At 51.8% G+C, this 17,327-nt stretch carries 13 protein-coding genes; 4 read left to right on the plus strand and 9 right to left on the minus strand.

Annotated features, from left to right (window positions below; genetic code table 11):
- Positions 1-9: 9 nt before the first annotated feature.
- Entirely contained in the window at positions 10-1,665 is a 1,656-nt protein-coding gene (locus tag RHOLA_RS03305) for an NAD+ synthase (protein WP_038502326.1), read from the minus strand.
- A 39-nt stretch (positions 1,666-1,704) separates the two neighbouring features.
- Here RHOLA_RS03305 and glnA (RHOLA_RS03310) point away from each other — a divergent pair, with 39 nt between their 5' ends.
- Positions 1,705-3,045, plus strand: a complete 1,341-nt coding sequence (gene glnA / locus RHOLA_RS03310; RefSeq protein WP_038502327.1) for a type I glutamate--ammonia ligase — start codon at positions 1,705-1,707, stop codon at positions 3,043-3,045.
- Positions 3,046-3,069: 24 nt separating this feature from the next.
- Complete coding sequence (locus RHOLA_RS03315; protein WP_038502328.1) at positions 3,070-6,093, plus strand: bifunctional [glutamine synthetase] adenylyltransferase/[glutamine synthetase]-adenylyl-L-tyrosine phosphorylase; 3,024 nt, start codon at positions 3,070-3,072, stop codon at positions 6,091-6,093.
- Between the two features lie 63 nt (positions 6,094-6,156).
- Here the strand turns inward: RHOLA_RS03315 and glnA (RHOLA_RS03320) are convergent, their stop codons facing one another.
- Complete coding sequence (gene glnA / locus RHOLA_RS03320) at positions 6,157-7,581, minus strand: type I glutamate--ammonia ligase (RefSeq protein WP_038502330.1); 1,425 nt, start codon at positions 7,579-7,581, stop codon at positions 6,157-6,159.
- 138 nt (positions 7,582-7,719) lie between these two features.
- Between glnA (RHOLA_RS03320) and RHOLA_RS03325 the strand changes: the two genes are divergently transcribed.
- A complete protein-coding gene (locus RHOLA_RS03325; RefSeq protein ID WP_038502331.1) occupies positions 7,720-8,112 on the plus strand; it encodes an RDD family protein in 393 nt (130 codons plus the stop codon).
- A gap of 16 nt (positions 8,113-8,128) precedes the next feature.
- Here RHOLA_RS03325 and RHOLA_RS03330 read toward each other — a convergent pair whose 3' ends face one another.
- The 6 genes from RHOLA_RS03330 to RHOLA_RS03360 all read right to left on the minus strand — a co-directional run bounded on the left by RHOLA_RS03330 (position 8,129) and on the right by RHOLA_RS03360 (position 15,544).
- The gene (locus RHOLA_RS03330; protein ID WP_038502332.1) at positions 8,129-8,842 is read right to left on the minus strand and encodes a DUF4191 domain-containing protein; all 714 of its coding nucleotides are present in this window, start codon (positions 8,840-8,842) and stop codon (positions 8,129-8,131) included.
- Positions 8,843-8,865: 23 nt separating this feature from the next.
- Positions 8,866-9,876 (minus strand): lipoyl synthase, encoded by a 1,011-nt coding sequence (lipA, locus tag RHOLA_RS03335; protein WP_038502333.1) that lies wholly within the window; start codon positions 9,874-9,876, stop codon positions 8,866-8,868.
- Positions 9,876-10,535 (minus strand): lipoyl(octanoyl) transferase LipB, encoded by a 660-nt coding sequence (gene lipB / locus RHOLA_RS03340; protein ID WP_051636243.1) that lies wholly within the window; start codon positions 10,533-10,535, stop codon positions 9,876-9,878. Before lipB ends, lipA begins: the two co-directional genes overlap by 1 nt.
- 701 nt (positions 10,536-11,236) lie before the next feature.
- Positions 11,237-12,595 (minus strand): 2-oxoglutarate dehydrogenase, E2 component, dihydrolipoamide succinyltransferase, encoded by a 1,359-nt coding sequence (gene sucB / locus RHOLA_RS03350; RefSeq protein ID WP_038502337.1) that lies wholly within the window; start codon positions 12,593-12,595, stop codon positions 11,237-11,239.
- Between the two features lie 39 nt (positions 12,596-12,634).
- The gene (gene lpdA / locus RHOLA_RS03355; RefSeq protein WP_038502339.1) at positions 12,635-14,011 is read right to left on the minus strand and encodes a dihydrolipoyl dehydrogenase; all 1,377 of its coding nucleotides are present in this window, start codon (positions 14,009-14,011) and stop codon (positions 12,635-12,637) included.
- A gap of 54 nt (positions 14,012-14,065) precedes the next feature.
- Positions 14,066-15,544, minus strand: a complete 1,479-nt coding sequence (locus tag RHOLA_RS03360) for a leucyl aminopeptidase (RefSeq protein WP_038502340.1) — start codon at positions 15,542-15,544, stop codon at positions 14,066-14,068.
- Between the two features lie 36 nt (positions 15,545-15,580).
- On the opposite strand from RHOLA_RS03360, the gene RHOLA_RS03365 reads away from it, so the two are divergent.
- Complete coding sequence (locus tag RHOLA_RS03365; protein WP_038502341.1) at positions 15,581-16,495, plus strand: proteasome assembly chaperone family protein; 915 nt, start codon at positions 15,581-15,583, stop codon at positions 16,493-16,495.
- On the opposite strand, the gene RHOLA_RS03370 is transcribed toward RHOLA_RS03365, so the two are convergent.
- Positions 16,492-17,301 carry an SDR family NAD(P)-dependent oxidoreductase gene (locus RHOLA_RS03370; RefSeq protein WP_051636244.1) on the minus strand — a complete coding sequence of 270 codons (810 nt, stop codon included), beginning with the start codon at positions 17,299-17,301 and terminating at the stop codon, positions 16,492-16,494. The two genes, RHOLA_RS03365 and RHOLA_RS03370, sit on opposite strands and share 4 nt — an antisense overlap.
- Positions 17,302-17,327 lie beyond the last annotated feature (26 nt).

Here is a 17,327-nt window from a genome sequence, read left to right on the forward strand (position 1 = left end):
TGTTGCTCCTTATTTGTGTGATCGGTTGGTAATTGGAAGTCTGCGGTCGCGACCAAAGGCCATGCCGGTAATCTTTGGGCCAATTGCGCCCTGGCGACGCTTCCACTCTGCGCGGTCTACTAATCCGATAATTCGATCGACGATCTCAGCATCAAAACCAAGTGCAACAATCTCGTCACGCCCCAATCGCTTTTCAACATAGTTGTCTAGAAGGTCATCAAGTAACTCGTATTCAGGCAGGCTGTCTTGATCGGTCTGGTCTGGGCGGAGTTCTGCAGACGGCGGTTTTGTAATCGAATTCTCTGGAATCGGGGGAGTTTGCCCATTGGCTGTGGCAAATTCATTGCGCCACTTGGCCAGTTCCCAAACCAAAGTCTTTTCAACGTCCTTGATTGGTGCAAAGCCACCAACTGAATCACCGTAAATAGTTGAGTAGCCAACGGCAAGTTCAGTCTTGTTTCCGGTAGTCAAAGTGAGGTGACCCTCGGCATTGCTTAGACCCATCAGAATCACACCGCGCATGCGCGCCTGTAAGTTTTCAGCGGCAATACCATCAAGCCCAAGCTGGCTTTCGAAAGCATTCACCATTGATTCGATTGGTTCGGTTCTAAAGTGCAGACCAATACGATCCGCCAAATCCTCGGCATCGCTTCTGGAGTGCTTAGAAGAATATCGGCTTGGCATCGAGACACCAAAGACACGTTCTGCACCAATTGCATCGGCGGCGATAGATGCGCAAACCGCAGAGTCAATTCCACCGCTTAAGCCAAGTACTACTGACTTGAAGCCGTTCTTGTTGACGTAATCACGAAGGCAAAGTACCAGGGCATTCCAAACCTGTTCGTTGTCGTCGTTTTTGCTGATGCGAGGTTCGCCAACCATTTCTATCTTGTTTTTTGACTCGATGTCAAAGACAATCAAGTCGGTTTCGAACTGCTTGGCGCGACCAATCAATTTGCCGGCGGCATCCACCAAAAGCGAGTCACCATCAAAAACTAGGTCGTCCTGACCGCCAACCAAGTTCACGTAGGCAACCGCGGCGGTGTTATTGACCGCGAGTTCACGCACTAGTTGCTGGCGCTTGTCATCCTTGTCGATTTCAAAAGGAGAACCATTCAGCACCAAAACGACATCGGTTTTGCTATCTGCAAGTTGTGCCACTGGGCCGCCACTTTGCCAAATGTCCTCGCAAATTAGGGTTGAGAACTTTAGGCCTTGGAATTCAAAGCTCAGCAGATCGTTGCCAGGAACGAAGATGCGGTACTCGTCGAAAACCGAATAATTAGGCAAGTGGTGCTTGGCATAGGTTCCGGTGATCTTTCCTCCAAGCAGAACAGATGCGCAGTTCTGTGCGATGGCCCAACCGTGTGAATCGCGCTCAGGTGCAAGCGCTGGGTGGCCAATGACTACGGCAATTTTGCCGAATCCCGCATGCTCCAGTCGAGTTGCCAAAGTTGTGACTGCCGAGGCAGCGGCCATTATGAACGACTCGCGGGCGGCCAGGTCCTCAATTGGGTACCCGGTGATTGCCATTTCGCCAAACAGCACCAGATTTGCGCCATTTTCGGCGGCTGATTTCACTGCCTCAAACGCCTGATCGGTGTTTGCGCCAATGTCGCCAACAACAGGGTTGGTCTGAGCCAGAGCGAGGCGAACTTTCGGCATAACCATTAGCCTAGTAGGAGCAAGAGAGAGGATTTCCCGATGGAAAGACAGCGCGATTTTGTACTTCGCACCATTGAAGAACGAGGCGTCAAGTTTGTGCGCCTTTGGTTCACCGATGTTGCGGGCACTCTGAAGTCTGTGGCGATTGCCCCGGCAGAGGTTGAGGGCGCGTTTGCCGAGGGATTGGGATTTGACGGCTCAGCTATTGAGGGATTGGCTCGCACCTACGAGGCCGACATGCTGGCCCAGCCAGACCCAAGCACTTTTCAGATTCTTCCTTGGCGCGGTGAGATTGATCCAACCGCTCGCATGTTTTGCGACATTCAGACCCCTGATGGCCAGCCGGCAGCCGCCGATCCGCGCAACGTACTTCGCCGGGCATTGGCAAAGGCCTCTGACCGCGGCTTCTCCTTCTACATCCACCCAGAGATCGAGTTCTACCTTCTAAAGTCAACTCAATTGGATGCCAAGGGTGAGCCGGTTCCGGTAGATAACGCTGGCTACTTCGACAACGTTCCCGGTGGAACCGCTCACGACTTCCGCCGCCGCGCGGTTTCGATGCTCGAGCAGCTTGGAATTTCTGTTGAATTCAGCCACCACGAGGGTGGCCCGGGCCAGAACGAGATTGACCTGCGTTACGCGGATGCGCTCACCATGGCCGACAACATCATGACCTTCCGAACTGTGATCAAGGAAGTGGCAATTGAACAGGGCGTTTACGCAACCTTCATGCCAAAGCCATTCACTCAGCACCCTGGTTCTGGAATGCACACCCACATGTCGCTATTCGAGGGTGACACCAACGCGTTCTTCGACCCAAGTTCTCAGTACCACTTGTCCAAAACAGCAAAGCACTTCATCGCGGGTCTTTTGAAGCACGCTCCAGAGATCACCGCGGTAACCAACCAGTATGTGAACTCATACAAGCGTCTTTGGGGTGGCGGCGAAGCTCCTAGCTTCGTTTGCTGGGGTCACAACAACCGTTCAGCACTGATTCGTGTTCCACTTTACAAGCCAGACAAGGGAAACTCTTCGCGCATCGAGTACCGTGCGATTGATTCTGCTGCCAATCCTTACCTTGCCTACGCGCTGTTGCTGAACGCTGGTCTAAAGGGGATTGAGGAAGAGTACCCACTGCCTGCCGAGACCGAAGACAACGTTTGGTCATTGAACGATGCCGAGCGGCGTGCAATGGGAATTCAGCCGCTGCCACAGAGCTTGGATCACGCGATTCGCAAGCTTGAGGAATCAGAGCTAGTTGCCGAGACCCTCGGCGAAGAAGTTTTCTCATATGTATTGGCTAACAAGCGACGCGAATGGAGTGAATACCGTTCTCAGGTAACTCCGTTCGAGCTAAAGCAAAACCTAGAGACTCTTTAGTCTTTCGGCAAAGGCGTCTCAAAAATGGCCAACGAGCGTTCGCTTGGGTTATCGGAACTCGCGCGCTTTGGTTTCGTTGACCTAAGTGGAACCATCGGCAAACTTGACGAACTGGTCAGGCTGGTGGGAGATTCCGGAAGATCCGCTCTTGCCGCACTTGGTGTTGCCGCCGATCCAGATCAGGCTCTGGTTGCACTTTTGAATCTGGCCACGGCTGAGCCTGCCAAAACAAAGGCGCTTCTCAAAAAAGAAGATTCTGCTCGCAGGCTCTGTGCCCTGTTAGGTGCATCCACGGCACTAACTGACTTCATAATGCGTCACCCGGCGCAACTTGATTTATTCGAAAAACCCCACGCTCTTTCTTCGCAGGATGAGGTAAAGCAAACCCTGATCCAAAGTGTGCAGTCGATGCTTAAGCCAGGCTTTGAGATTGCCGCGGTGTGGAATGCGCTGCGCGTTGCTTATCGCCGTGAGTTGCTAAAGATTGCAGTCTTTGACCTAAGTCAACCGGATGTTCAGGCGGGGCAGCCAGCCGTTGCTGCTGCGCTTGCAGACATTGCGGCTGCAGCAATCGAGGCTGGATTGTTGGTTGCCAGAGCAGAGTTGAAGCTAACTACAGAACACGGTGTCTTTGCCGGGGCTGAGGTTGATTCCACACAGCTTGCTGTTATTGCAATGGGTAAGTGTGGCGCCCGAGAACTCAACTACATCTCCGATGTTGACGTTATCTATGTAGCCGATTCATCATCGCCTGATCTTGAAGCGCAGCGCGCCGTTGAGATTGCCACCAAGCTAGCCACTCGAATGATGCGTGCCATGGACGGTACTGCCAGTGAGCCAATGCTTTGGCAGGTTGATCCGAATCTACGACCGGAGGGAAAGTCTGGTGCGTTAGTGCGCACGTTGGAATCTCACGTTGCCTATTACGACCGCTGGGCACAGAGCTGGGAGTTCCAGGCGCTGCTAAAGGCAAGACCACTGGCCGGCGATCTTGAGCTTGGTCAACGCTACGTTGATGCACTCGCGCCAAAGGTGTGGTCATCTGCCACCCGTGAAAACTTTGTTGAATCGGTTCAGCGCATGCGTGAGCGCGTCACCGAATTCATTCCAGCAAACGAAATCGATCTGCAGTTGAAACTTGGTCCGGGTGGCCTTCGCGACATTGAATTCACTGTGCAGCTTTTGCAGCTGGTTCACGGCCGCACCGACAACACCGTTCACCAGCGGGACACAATCGGTGCCATTCACGCTCTATCGCAGGGTGGATACATTGGCCGAAGCGAGGCCAACGAATTTGCATCGCACTACCGCTTCCTTCGCCTGCTTGAGCACAGAATTCAAATGTCTGAGATGCGTCGCACACACTTGATGCCAACCTCTGATTCAAAGCGTCGTGCACTTGCTCGCGCCGTTGACTTGAAATTGACAGCCGAGACCTTGATAGAGCGCTGGGAGAGCGTGAAGGTTGAAGTGCGCGCGCTGCACCAAAAGATTTTCTATCGCCCACTCTTATCGGCGGTTTCAAAACTTGGAGACGACAGTCTTTCACTCAGCACCGATCAAGTGCGCGATCGACTTCACGCAATTGGTTTCGGTGACCCCAAGGGAGCGCTCGATCACATTTCCGCACTGACTTCTGGTCTATCTCGTCGGGCAGTTATTCAAAAACAGTTGCTTCCGGTTTTGCTGCAGTGGTTCTCTGAGGGAACTGACCCAGACGCAGCGCTGCTTGCCTTCCGCAGATTGAGCGAAGATCTAGGCGAATCGCACTGGTACCTGCGCATGCTGCGTGACTCAAGCGGCGCGGCAGAACGCATGACCCAGGTGCTATCCAACAGCCGTCTGGCGACAAACCTATTTGAAAGAATCCCTGAAGCCGCTGCGTGGTTCGAACGCTCCGAGGATTTGATTCCGATGACCGCGGCTGAACTTGAGGCCGAGTTTGACGCGGTTATCTCGCGTCACGAAGTTGTAGACACGGCGGCTAACTTGATTCGCAATATTCGCCGCCGCGAGACCCTGCGCATCGCAATGGGTGCGGTGTTAGGTGACTTGACTATTGCACAACTGTCGCAGGGCTTAAGCGATCTCACCGCTGGCTACCTGCGCGCGATGCTGGATGTTGCTACCGATCTGAACGGCTCAGATATTGCTGCCGGTGATGTCAACAAAATTCTTGACTTTGGAATCATCGCGATGGGAAGGTTCGGCGGCGAGGAGCTTGGCTTTGGTTCCGATGCCGACGTGATGTTTGTATACAAGACCAAACCAGGCACCGATGGCTCGGTAGCTCAAAAGGTAGCAGAGCGAATCATTTCTGAGCTGCGCAGACTTACCGCCGACCAGGTGCTGGAGTTTGAACTAGACATGGATCTTCGACCAGAAGGTAAGAATGGTCCGGTTGCAAGATCAATTGAGTCATACGCCGCCTACTATGAACGCTGGTCAAACACCTGGGAGGCGCAGGCGCTGCTACGTGCCAGACCAATCGCCGGGAGTGCCGAGCTTCGCAACGAATTCCTCGAACTGATCAACAAGTATCGGTATCCAACTGAACTTACTGATTCCGCAGTAACTGAGATTCGCCGCATCAAAGCGCGAGTTGAAACCGAACGTCTACCTCTGGGTGCCGACCCTAAGCGCCATCTGAAGCTTGGTCGTGGCTCTTTGAGTGACGTGGAGTGGCTAGTGCAACTGTTCCAAATGCAGTTTGGAAACGAACACCCAAGTATTCGCACTCCTCAAACGCTGGCCGCACTAGACGCCATGGTTGCCGAAAAACTGATCGCCGAACACGATGCTCGCGTGTTGAGTGAAGCGTGGTTGCTGGCATCGCGCCTGCGTTCGGCAAGCGTGCTCTGGGCCAACAAACGCAGCGACGTGCTGCCGACCGATCGCCGTCAACTTGAGGGCATGGCACGCATCATGGAGTATCCACGCGGCAGCGCAACGCAGCTAGAAGATGACTACCTGGCCTTTACCAGACGGGCACGTAGCGTTTACGAGCGCCTGTTCTACGGCAGCAAAGAGGACAATCGGTACGAGTAGGTATCGGGTATTAAAAAGGACCCCACCTTGCGGTGAGGTCCTTTCTTAATACTTCCGAACGTATTACACGCCGTAGTAAAGCTCGAACTCGTATGGGTGAGGACGAAGAGCAAGAGGCTTGATTTCCTTCTCACGCTTGTAGTCAATCCATGTCTCGATTAGGTCCTTGGTGAACACGTCGCCCTGAAGTAGGTAGTCGTGGTCTGCCTCAAGAGCCTTCAAGCAGTCCTCTAGGTTGCCAGGAACCTGAGGAATTAGCTTCGCTTCCTCTGGTGGCAACTCGTAGAGGTCCTTGTCAACCGGAGCGTGTGGCTCGATGCGGTTCTTGATACCGTCAAGACCAGCCATCAACATCGCTGCGAAGGCTAGGTATGGGTTTGAAGATGCATCTGGTGCACGGAACTCAATGCGCTTTGCCTTAGGGTTGGTGCCAGTCATTGGGATTCTGATCGCAGCAGAACGGTTACCAGCTGAGTAAACAAGGTTTACGGGTGCTTCGTAGCCCGGAACCAAACGGTGGAAGCTGTTTACGGTTGGGTTGGTGAATGCAAGCAATGAAGAGGCGTGCTTCAAAATTCCACCGATGTACCAGCGAGCGATGTCTGAAAGACCGCCGTAGCCTGATTCGTCATAGAACAAAGGCTTGCCTTCTTTCCACAGCGACATGTGAACGTGCATACCTGAACCGTTGTCACCGAATAGTGGCTTAGGCATGAAGGTAGCAGTCTTGCCCCAACGCTCAGCAACGTTCTTCACGATGTACTTGAACTTCAGGATGTCATCTGCAGATGAAAGTAGGGTGTCGAACTTGTAGTTGATCTCACCCTGACCAGCGGTACCAACTTCGTGGTGGCTGCGCTCAACCTCTAGGCCAACGGCAAGCAACTCAGACACGATGTCGTCACGCATGTCAGCGTGCTTATCGGTTGGTGTTACTGGGAAGTAACCACCCTTGTATGGAGTCTTGTTAGCTAGGTTTCCGCCCATTTCCTCGCGGCCTGAGTTCCAGGCTGCTTCGTCTGAGTCGATGAAATGCATTGACCCGTTTTGCTTGTACTCGTAGCGAACGTCATCGAAGATGAAGAATTCTGCTTCTGGAGCAAAGAACGCGGTGTCTGCGATGCCGGTGGTCGCTAGGTAAGCCTGAGCCTTCTTAGCGGTCTGGCGTGGGTCGCGACCGTAGATCTCACCGTTGCGCGGGTTGTAAACGTCAAACACCATGCATAGAGTCTTCTGAACGCGGAATGCGTCGATGTATGCGGTGGTCACATCTGGAATCAACTGCATGTCTGATTCATTGATTGATGCAAAACCACGGATAGATGAACCGTCAAACAGCTGGCCGTCAACGAAGAATTGCTCGTCGATTTGCTGGGCTGGAAGGTTGAAGTGCTGCTGCACACCAGGTAGGTCTGTGAATCGAACGTCAAGGAACTTTACGTCGTTGTCCTTGATGTACTTGACTACCTCTGAGGCGGTCTTGAACATAGAGATTTTCCCTTCGAAGGTGAAATTGGGCATCCTGGCGCGTCTTTAAGCCATCTCTTGAAGTTTACCGATGGGTATGGGTCAAGAATGTTCACTTAATGTTTCGGCCATGTAAAAACTTTCATTTAGGCTCAATTCATGAGTGAATCAGTCAATTGGGCAGGGAAGCGCCTGGGCCTTCCGGAGTCCGGTTCTGGCTCGCTGGCTAAAATGGGGCGTCGCGCTTTTGCGCTTGGCATTGATTGGTCCATCTCACTGCTGATTTCCGGCGCGTTCTTTGGTGGCGACAACACCGCCACGCTGACCATATTTATGCTTGAGCAGTGGCTGCTGGTGGCAACTACCGGCAACAGCGTTGGCCACCTGATCACAGGCATCAGGGTTCGCAGACTGGATGGCAATTACGTGGGCATACTGCCAGCTCTGGTACGGATTGGTCTAATTCTGTTGGTCATACCCGCTGTGATTTGGGATTCCGATAATCGTGGTTTGCACGATAAAGCGGCTCGGACGGTACTGGTTAGACGCTAAAAGCTAGTTAGCTGAACTAACCGCGGCGCATCTTGCCCAGTTTATTTGGGTCAATTCCCTTTGGGATAGGGATGTTCATACCCAAAGACTCAAGTCGCTTTGCAACCACACTGATTTCAGAGCGGTTCAATGACTTCTTCATCTTGTAGAGCGTGCGCGACAGATCGGCCAATGCCGTTGATTCGGCGTCGTTGGTAACGTAGACAAAATTAACTGGGGCACCAGGAGCTACTCTCAGAACTTTGCGACGCTCATCTTCAAGTAATACCTTCACGCGAGAACGAGATCCTTCACCGATAAGCACTACGCCCGCAGGTCCGATTGCGCGATAGACGGCATCTTGAGAGCGCGGATTAACTGCCACGGGCATTTCTGCTGATCGCCAGCCACGACGAATGTTGCTAAGCACCGCGCCGACAGCACCCAGCTGCCCAGCGATGCGAGAATAGGCCGCGCGTTCTGCTTTACGACCCATCACGATCATCGCAGCGATAATTCCAAACATCACGCCAAGAATTATGAAAATGACCAGGTTGAGAATGTTCCCTGGGAAGGCTATTGAAGTTATTGCAACGAAGCCACCAAGAACCAAGAGAAAAGCCAAAGCTGCCCAAAGCACCGATGTCTTGTCCTGCTGTGCAGTCATTTTGTAAACAGTCCACATTTGGGCTAATTGACCCTGTGGTTTTTTCGATCGGTCTTTGTTTTTAGTTTTCGCTTCTTTAGCCATTGGTAAAGCCTATCGTTTCGAAACTAGTGAACTGCTTGGCCAAAGCCTTCGCGTGCCGCAGCGTCGGCAAGGTGTTGGAGGTTAGCCGGAATTTCAAGTCCCTTTTTTGACATGGATTGAGCCCAGAGTCGCCCGGCACGATAGGAACTGCGCACCAGGGGACCGGATAGCACTCCAAGGAACCCGATCTCAGAGGCTTCCTCCGCCATTTCTGCGAATTCGGTTGGCTTCACCCAACGAGTCACCGGGTGGTGCTTAGGAGTTGGTCGCAAGTACTGGGTGATAGTGAGAATATCGGTGCCAGCGTCATGCAGATCCTGCATGGCTTGGGATATTTCTTCGCGAGTTTCGCCCATGCCCAGAATCAAATTCGATTTGGTTACCAGGCCATAGTTCCTAGCCTGGGTAATTACGTCGAGTGACCTGTCATAGCGGAAAGCAGGACGAATCTCTTTAAAGATTCGTGGAACAGTTTCAACATTGTGGGCAAAAACCTCAGGTCGAGCATCAAAGACTTTCCCAAGAAGTTCGGGTTTGCCGGAAAAGTCTGGAACTAGAATTTCAACGCCTGTGCCCGGTGATTGTTGATGAATCTGTCTAATAGTCTCTGCGTAAAGCCAGGAACCCTCATCTTCGAGGTCGTCACGAGCAACTCCGGTGACGGTGGCGTAGCGAAGTTCCATTCTCTTTACCGAATCTCCAACGCGACGTGGTTCATCAGCATCAAACGCGTCCGGCTTTCCAGTGTCTATTTGGCAGAAGTCACAACGTCTTGTGCACTGTGAGCCACCAATCAAGAATGTTGCTTCTCTGTCTTCCCAGCATTCAAAAATGTTCGGACAACCAGCCTCTTGGCAAACAGTGTGTAAGTTCTCAGTCTTTACCAGAGATTGAAGAGCCTGATATTCCGGACCCATTTTCGCGGTGGTCTTGATCCAATCGGGCTTTTTCTCAATAGGAACCGAGCTGTTTCTAGCCTCGATGCGAAGAAGCTTTCGCTCTGGCTTTTTTTCAGGAACTGAGCTTTCGGTCATTACAGAGAAACCTTGCCTATCTTTTTTAGGTGCTTCTTAACGACTTCTGCCGCCATCGAAGGCGTGACATCTCTACCTAGAAGTTCGCTAATGGTACTGGTCTTAGCATCGCGAATACCGCACGCAACAATCGTGTCATACGGATCCAGCGAATTGTTGCAGTTCAGGGCAAATCCGTGCATTGTCGTGTGCTCGGCAACTCGAATTCCAATGGCGGCTAGCTTAACGTGGGTGTCACCAACTGGAGCCCAAACCCCACTTCTACCCTCAACCCGCTCGGTTTTTAGACCAATCTCAGCGATGGAGTCAATCAGTACCTGCTCAAGCCATCTCACATAACCAACGACGTCGATTGGCATCGGCAGTTTCATGATGGGATAACCAACCAATTGGCCGGGGCCATGCCAGGTAATCTTGCCTCCGCGATCAACATCAATCACGGGAGTCCCATCGGTGGGTCGCTCAGAATCCTCAGTGCGCTTGCCAGCGGTAAAAACGCTCGAGTGCTCAAGCAGAATTACGGTATCGGGTGTTTTGCCGGCCGCCACCTCAGCATGAATTTGACGTTGAAATTCCCAGGCATCTTCGTACCCAATGAAGTCTGGGTCCAATCCAAGGGTGAGGAATTCAGGACCCTCAGGGGTTTCGGCTGAGGTCATAGTTCAATTCTAGTTTTTGCGATGTCGCTCTTATAAACATTCTCCAGACACAACAAAATTCCCGGAACTTAGTCGTAGATGATTTAGGGATGCGAAAACCTAACATTCGTGGAGTACCCAAAAACACCCTTCGATTTCGTCTAGGCGGGTGGCTTGATTTATCTGGAGCGCGAATTTTTGAACACCGATGGTTGCTCAGGAGTTCTTGGATTCACCGCATAGCGAAAGATATTTCGATTCAGCCAATAATCACTCGTTCGGGAATCGTATTAGTGTCTCGATTACATGTGGCAAGGCAATCTAAAACCCGTTTTGTGAAGCCCAAGATTCTGATCTATGCCGTGACGATTTCTGGATTGTTTTTAGGAATTGGACTTTTTGACAATCATGCTCCCTTGACTCAGAGCACGGTTCAGGACATTGCCAAGGGGGAGCGAGAGACTCAAGGTATTACTTGCGCTAATTTGCTGCAAAATCCTAGGCCTGAACTAGATCTTTGGATATCAAAAGGCGCTAGCACTCGCGTGAAGATCCAGGAGGTCGCTGAAACGGTGATCGGTGGGGTCAAATCAAAATCAATCAAGTTTTCGTGCGGCCAGCAAAGTAGCTCGTTTAGATTGTCCCTGGTTAAGAGAGACGAGAAATGGCTTTTAAACAATTTTGCCCGACTAGAAAACTAGCCGGGCAAAATTATGAAGAAATTAGATGCCTAGAACACCGTCAAAATTCGCTTCTTCAAGTCGTGACTTAACATCAACTAGGAAGCGGCTGGCATCCGCACCATCAACCAAGCGGTGATCGTATGACAGAGCCAAGTAGACCATGCTGCGGATAGAGATGGAATCTTGGCCATTCGCGTCAGTGACAACCACCGGGCGCTTGGTGACAACTCCAGTGCCAAGAATCGCTACCTGTGGCAGGAACACTACCGGAGTGTCGAACAAAGCTCCTCGAGAACCAGTGTTGGTGAGCGTGAATGTTCCTCCGCCGAGCTCATCTGGTTTCAGTTGACTTGCACGAGTGCGTGCCGCTAGGTCTGCAATCTGTTTTGCAATCTGGGCGATGTTGAGTGTTGAAGCGTCACGAATTACCGGAGTCAACAAACCCTTCTCGGTGTCAACCGCAAATGAAATGTTTTCAGTGCCGTGGTAAACGATGTTTTCGCCGTCGATTGTTGCATTGAGTTTTGGGTGAACTCGCAGCGCCTCTGCTGCGGCAAGCGCGAAAAACGGCATGAAATTTAATTTTCCACCGGTAGCGGCCACGAACTGTGCCTGAATTCGCGAGCGCAATGCTGCGATTTTTGTGACATCAACTTCCACCACGGTGGTTAATTGAGCCGTTGAAACCATAGACGCTACGGCACGCTCGGCAAGCACTTTGCGAAGGCGGCTCATCGGTTCAGTGGTACCGCGAAGTGGTGATGCTGCCCCTGGAACGAACGTTGCTGCGGGCGCAGAGGCTGCAACTGGTGCGGCAAACGCAATCGGAGCTGCGGCTGGAGCTGATGACGCTGCCAGCACATCATCCTTGCGAATTCTGCCGCCAACTCCGGTACCGGCAATCTTTGAAAGATCAATACCGATTTCTGATGCCAGTTTTCTGACCAGTGGTGTCACATATCCCGCATCAACATTGGTTGGGGTGGGGGAGGTAGTTGGAGTGGAGGGAGCGGCGACCGGGGCTACCGGGGCTACCGGGGCAGCAACTGGTGGAGCCACAGGTGCTGCAGGTGCTGCCACAGGTGCAGGAGTTTCGGCAATCGGTGCCGGAGCTACAGGCGCCTCAGCAACTGGAGCTGCAGCCGGAGCTGCGGCCCCTGAACCACTGCCGATTACTACAAGCACTGCGCCAACCTGAACAGTCTCGTCCTCCTGCACAAGAATCTGTTCGATTACACCGGCTACCGGTGAAGGAATCTCAGTGTCAACTTTGTCGGTTGAAACTTCAACAAGTGGCTCGTCCACAGCAACTGTGTCGCCCACTTTCTTTAGCCAACGTGTGACGGTGCCTTCTGTTACGCTCTCGCCCAGTGCTGGAAGAACTATTTGTTCGCTCATTTACTAATTGCTCCTTGTGGGATTTTTCTGTTTAATTTTTTAGGCGTGTGCGTGCAGAGGCTTGCCAGCGAGGGCCAAGTGCGCCTCGCCAATTGCTTCATTCATTGTTGGGTGCGCGTGAACCAGCGTTGCAACATCTTCTGGGTATGCCTCCCAGTTCACAATCAACTGTCCTTCTCCAATTTGTTCGCCCACTCTTGAGCCGATCATGTGTACACCGATTACTGGGCCGTTGTTGCGACGAATAAGTTTGATGAACCCAGCAGTGCCAAGAATCTGGCTCTTTCCGTTGCCACCCAAGTTGTACTCGTAGGTCGAAATGTTCTCTGCGCCAAATTTCTCTGCGGCCTTTGCCTCACTGAGACCCACGGAGGCAACCTCTGGCTCGCAGTAGGTGACCTTTGGAATTCCGGTCTCGTCAATTGCAGTCGGCTTTAGTCCGGCAATCTCCTCGGCGATGAAAATTCCTTGCTGGAATCCTCGATGAGCAAGCTGTAGGCCAGGAACAATGTCGCCAGCAGCGTAAACGTTTGGCAAATTTGTCTGTAGGCGATCATTAGTCAAAACGTAGCCACGATCCATAGCCACACCTTGTTCCTCGTAACCCAAACCGGCAGTATTCGGACCACGGCCAACGGCAACGAGAAGAAGATCGGCCTCTAGCTGCTCTCCACTCTCGAGTGAAACAACAACGCCAGTCTCGCTCTGAGTCACACCGGCAAATCGGACTCCAAGTTTAAAGTCGATTCCACGCTTGCGGAAGGCACGCTCAAGGCCCTTGCTTAGCGCCTCATCCTCGTTTGGTACCAGGTGAGGTAGGCCTTCAACGATGGTGACATCGGTTCCGAAAGATTTCCAGATTGAAGCAAATTCAACACCGATAACGCCGCCGCCGAGGACGATTGCTTTCTTTGGAACAAAGTTAAGTTGCAAGGCATGTTCAGATGTAATTACTCGGCCACCAATGTCCAAACCCGGAAGGGTTCGGCTGTAGGAGCCTGAGGCAAGAACTACGTTTTCGCCCGTGTAATAGTCTTGGCCGACCTGAATCGTGCGCGGTCCCGCCATGCGACCTTCACCAGCTACAACGGTGATGTTCTTCGAAGAGACTAGGCCGGTTAGACCCTTAAATAGCCGGTCGACGATTTGGTCACGGTAGTTGTTCACCGCAGGCATGTCGATTGATCCGAAGCTTGCTTGCACACCGTAGTGAGCGGCGTCTTTGACGTTGTCGGCTATTTCTGCCGAGTGCAGCAGCGCTTTGGTGGGAATGCAGCCACGGTGAAGGCAAGTGCCGCCGAGTTTGTCTTTCTCGATGAGTGCAACACTTTTTCCAAGTTGTGCCGATCGAAGAGCAGCAGCGTAGCCACCGCTTCCGCCACCAAGGATTACAACGTCAAAGTTGTGGTCAGCCAATTATTTCTCCTCAAAACTTCGTCAATACCTTCAAACTTTACTACTGAAAAACTGCTATTTGGCCTTTGCGAGACCCGATGCAACTTCAACCATGGTGCGCAAAATGGCTCCGGTGCCGCCCTTTGGCGTGTATCCGTAAGCGGCCCCGCCATTGTCAGCCGGCCCTGCGACATCCAAGTGAGCCCAAGCAATTGTTGAGGGCACGAATTCTCGAAGAAAATGACCGCCGATCAGCATGCCGCCGGCTCGGTTTCCGATCTTAACGTTTGCTATGTCAGCCACGTCGGAGTTCAGTAATTGTCTCAGTTCGATTGGCAATGGCATGTGCCAAACCAATTCGCCAGTATTCTTGGCGGCCTGCTGAACCACGCTAACAGCCTTCTCATCTCCCATTAGTCCGGCGTACCTATTACCTAGGGCAATTGTGGCGGCACCGGTTAGCGTTGCAATGTCCAAAATGAGATCGGGCTTGGCCTCAGCAGCCACCGATAGGCCGTCGGCTAAGACGAGGCGCCCTTCGGCATCGGTGTTTAGCACTTCAACGGTCTTGCCATTGCGTATTTTGATCACGTCGTCAGGGCGCTGTGCGGTACCAGAGGGCATGTTCTCGGCGAGGCAGAGCCAAGCTGTGACCCGGACCGGCAGTCCCAGTTTGGCAATTGCGACCACCGACTGAAAAGCCGTTGCAGCCCCGGTCATGTCGTATTTCATTCCAACCATTGACTCGGCTGGCTTCAGGCTCAGGCCGCCTGTATCGAAAGTTATGCCCTTACCCACCAAAGCCAGGTGATTCTTGGCGCCCTTGGGTCGATATTCGATTTTTACCAGGCGAGGAGGCCGGCTTGACCCCATACCAACCGCAAGTATTCCTCCGAATCCATCCTTGGCAAGTGCTTTTTCATCCCATACCGTGATTGAAAGCCCAAGCCCCTTGCTCGCTGATTGAACTTCTTTGACCATCGCTGCCGGGTACATCAAATTAGGGGGAGTATTTACTAGATCTCTAGTTGACTGAACGGCACCGGCGATGATTTGAATTCTAGATAGGTTCGCTGCTGTGACTTTTAGGTCAGTTATGACTGTGACTTTTGAAAATGCTATTGGTTTTACATTCGCCTTGCTCTTGAGGCCGTTGTACTCGTAGTTTCCAAGTTGAATTCCTTCAATCAGTGCCAGTAGGTCATCCTGTTTAGTGATTCCCAGATCAACAACTACTTGAGCGATGCCCTTGAGGTTTCGAGCAATCGCCCCACCCAGAGCGCGATATGCATCCGGATTCAGTTTCTCCACAGCTGAATCACCAAGACCAAGAAGCGCAAAAATGGCTCCATTGGGTGCAGCAACTCGCGACATGCTTTCAAGGTTGAAGTTTGCGCCAAGGTGCTCAAGGTCATGTTTCGAAAGTACGGACACATCTGTCTTGGAGGTTGTCAGACCCATACCTTTAGATGAATTTCTAACACCGATAACGAATGCGGTTCCTTTTTTGAAAGCTGGGACTTTGTTGCTCACATTTATCGCTAGTTTGCTCATGATTCAATGTTAAACGCGTCAAGTTAGGATGGTCACATGAACCACTCAAGAAGACTGTTCGAATTTTTGGACGGGTTTGAAGAAGTGCCAACTGGCTTGCATTTAATCGCGGGTCTAACTGGTTTCACCGATGCGGGCTCGACGCTAAGTCAGGTAGCCGATCAGATCTTTGCAAACCTTGAAACTAAATTGGTCGTCAAGTTCAAAAATGATGAGTTGCTTGACTACCGCTCAAGAAGGCCCGTCATGTTTTTTGAGCGGGATCACATTGAGCACTACGAGCCTCCAGTTTTAGGTCTATATCTCGTCCACGACGAGGTCAATCAGCCATTCCTCTATCTTCACGGCTACGAGCCAGATTTCCGGTGGGAAGAATTTGCCGAGGCGGTGCTTGATCTGGCCGAGGGTCTAGAAGTTTCTGACTTCACCTGGGTACATTCGATTCCATTTCCAATTCCTCATACCAGAGCTGTCGGCGTCACGGTCTCAGGAAATCGAACAGAAATAATCGACGCAGTCTCCGAATGGAAACCTCAAACTCAAGTCCCAGGAAATGTTCTTCACCTTTTGGAGTACACGTTTAGCCAGGTAGATCTGCCTACGGTTGGCTACGTCATGTTGGTGCCGCACTACTTGAGTGAAAGTGAATTTCCGCAGGCTGCCGTTAAGGCCTTCGAACAAATCGCTTCAACTACAGGGCTAATTTTTCCAACCGACGCACTTCGTGATGAGGGAGCGGAATTTGTTTCCAAGCTGCAAGAGCAGATTGAGAAGAATGAAGAACTTGCCAAGATGGTTGCCACTCTTGAGCAGGGTTACGCAAACGAAAAAACCGGCCCTAACCGTGCCCCAATTGCTAAGCCTGAGACAAAAATGCCAACTGCCGAGGAAATTGCAGCTGAACTTGAGGGATACTTAGCAACCCGTCGCAAAAACTCCCTGGATGACTAGATCGCAAAGCTAACTCCGGTTAATCTTTCGCTTTCATTCCAAAAATCCAGAACAGCAGCTGAATCCGTTCTAACTGAGCGTGCCTCGCTCGGGGATCCCCAAAGTTCAAGGAACCTTGGTGCCAAGTATTTTCCGTTTGATGTGTTCGCTGCTTGCCAAATAGACTCCGATCCAGTTACAGCCGAGTGCGCAAAACAGTACTCTGCCGCGCGAATCATCCGGTTTCCGTAATAACTTGCCCTGGCAAATCCAGGATGTGCCGCCACTGATTTATGTCCGGTCCCGCTTAGTCGGCGGGCAAGCTCTTGACTGAATACAAGGTTCATAAGCTTGGAATTTGCATAGGCTTTGCGTTCATCAAAAACTTCTAACTCAAACTCCAAAGTTCCTCGTCGGGCGACTATCGAACTCACGGTCACAATCGTTGCGTTTTCGTTGGCTTTAGACAGCAGGCTTCCGGTTAGTGCAAAGTGACCTAGGTGGTTTACCCCTATGTGCCATTCGTGGCCCTGGCTGGTTTGCTTGAAAGGTTTTTCGATTTTTGCGCCCGCGTTATTTATTAGCAAGTCCCAGTTACCTTCAAATCGTCCGACGAAACTTCTTGCGGATTCCAAATCAGACAAATCCAAAAGTACGACGCTCACTCTTGATTTGGGAAACCTGTCTAACAATCTTGACTTAGCCGCTTCCGCTTTATCGATGTTTCTGCAGGCAAGTGTCACGTCAAACCCGTTGACAATTGCTCGTTCGGCGCAGTGAAAGCCAAGTCCGGCATTCCCGCCGGTAATTATTGCTGCCTTTCGCATAAGAGCAGACTAATCCTTGACAGAAT

It is taken from the genome of Rhodoluna lacicola, assembly GCF_000699505.1.
Taxonomy (GTDB): Bacteria; Actinomycetota; Actinomycetes; order Actinomycetales; family Microbacteriaceae; genus Rhodoluna; species Rhodoluna lacicola.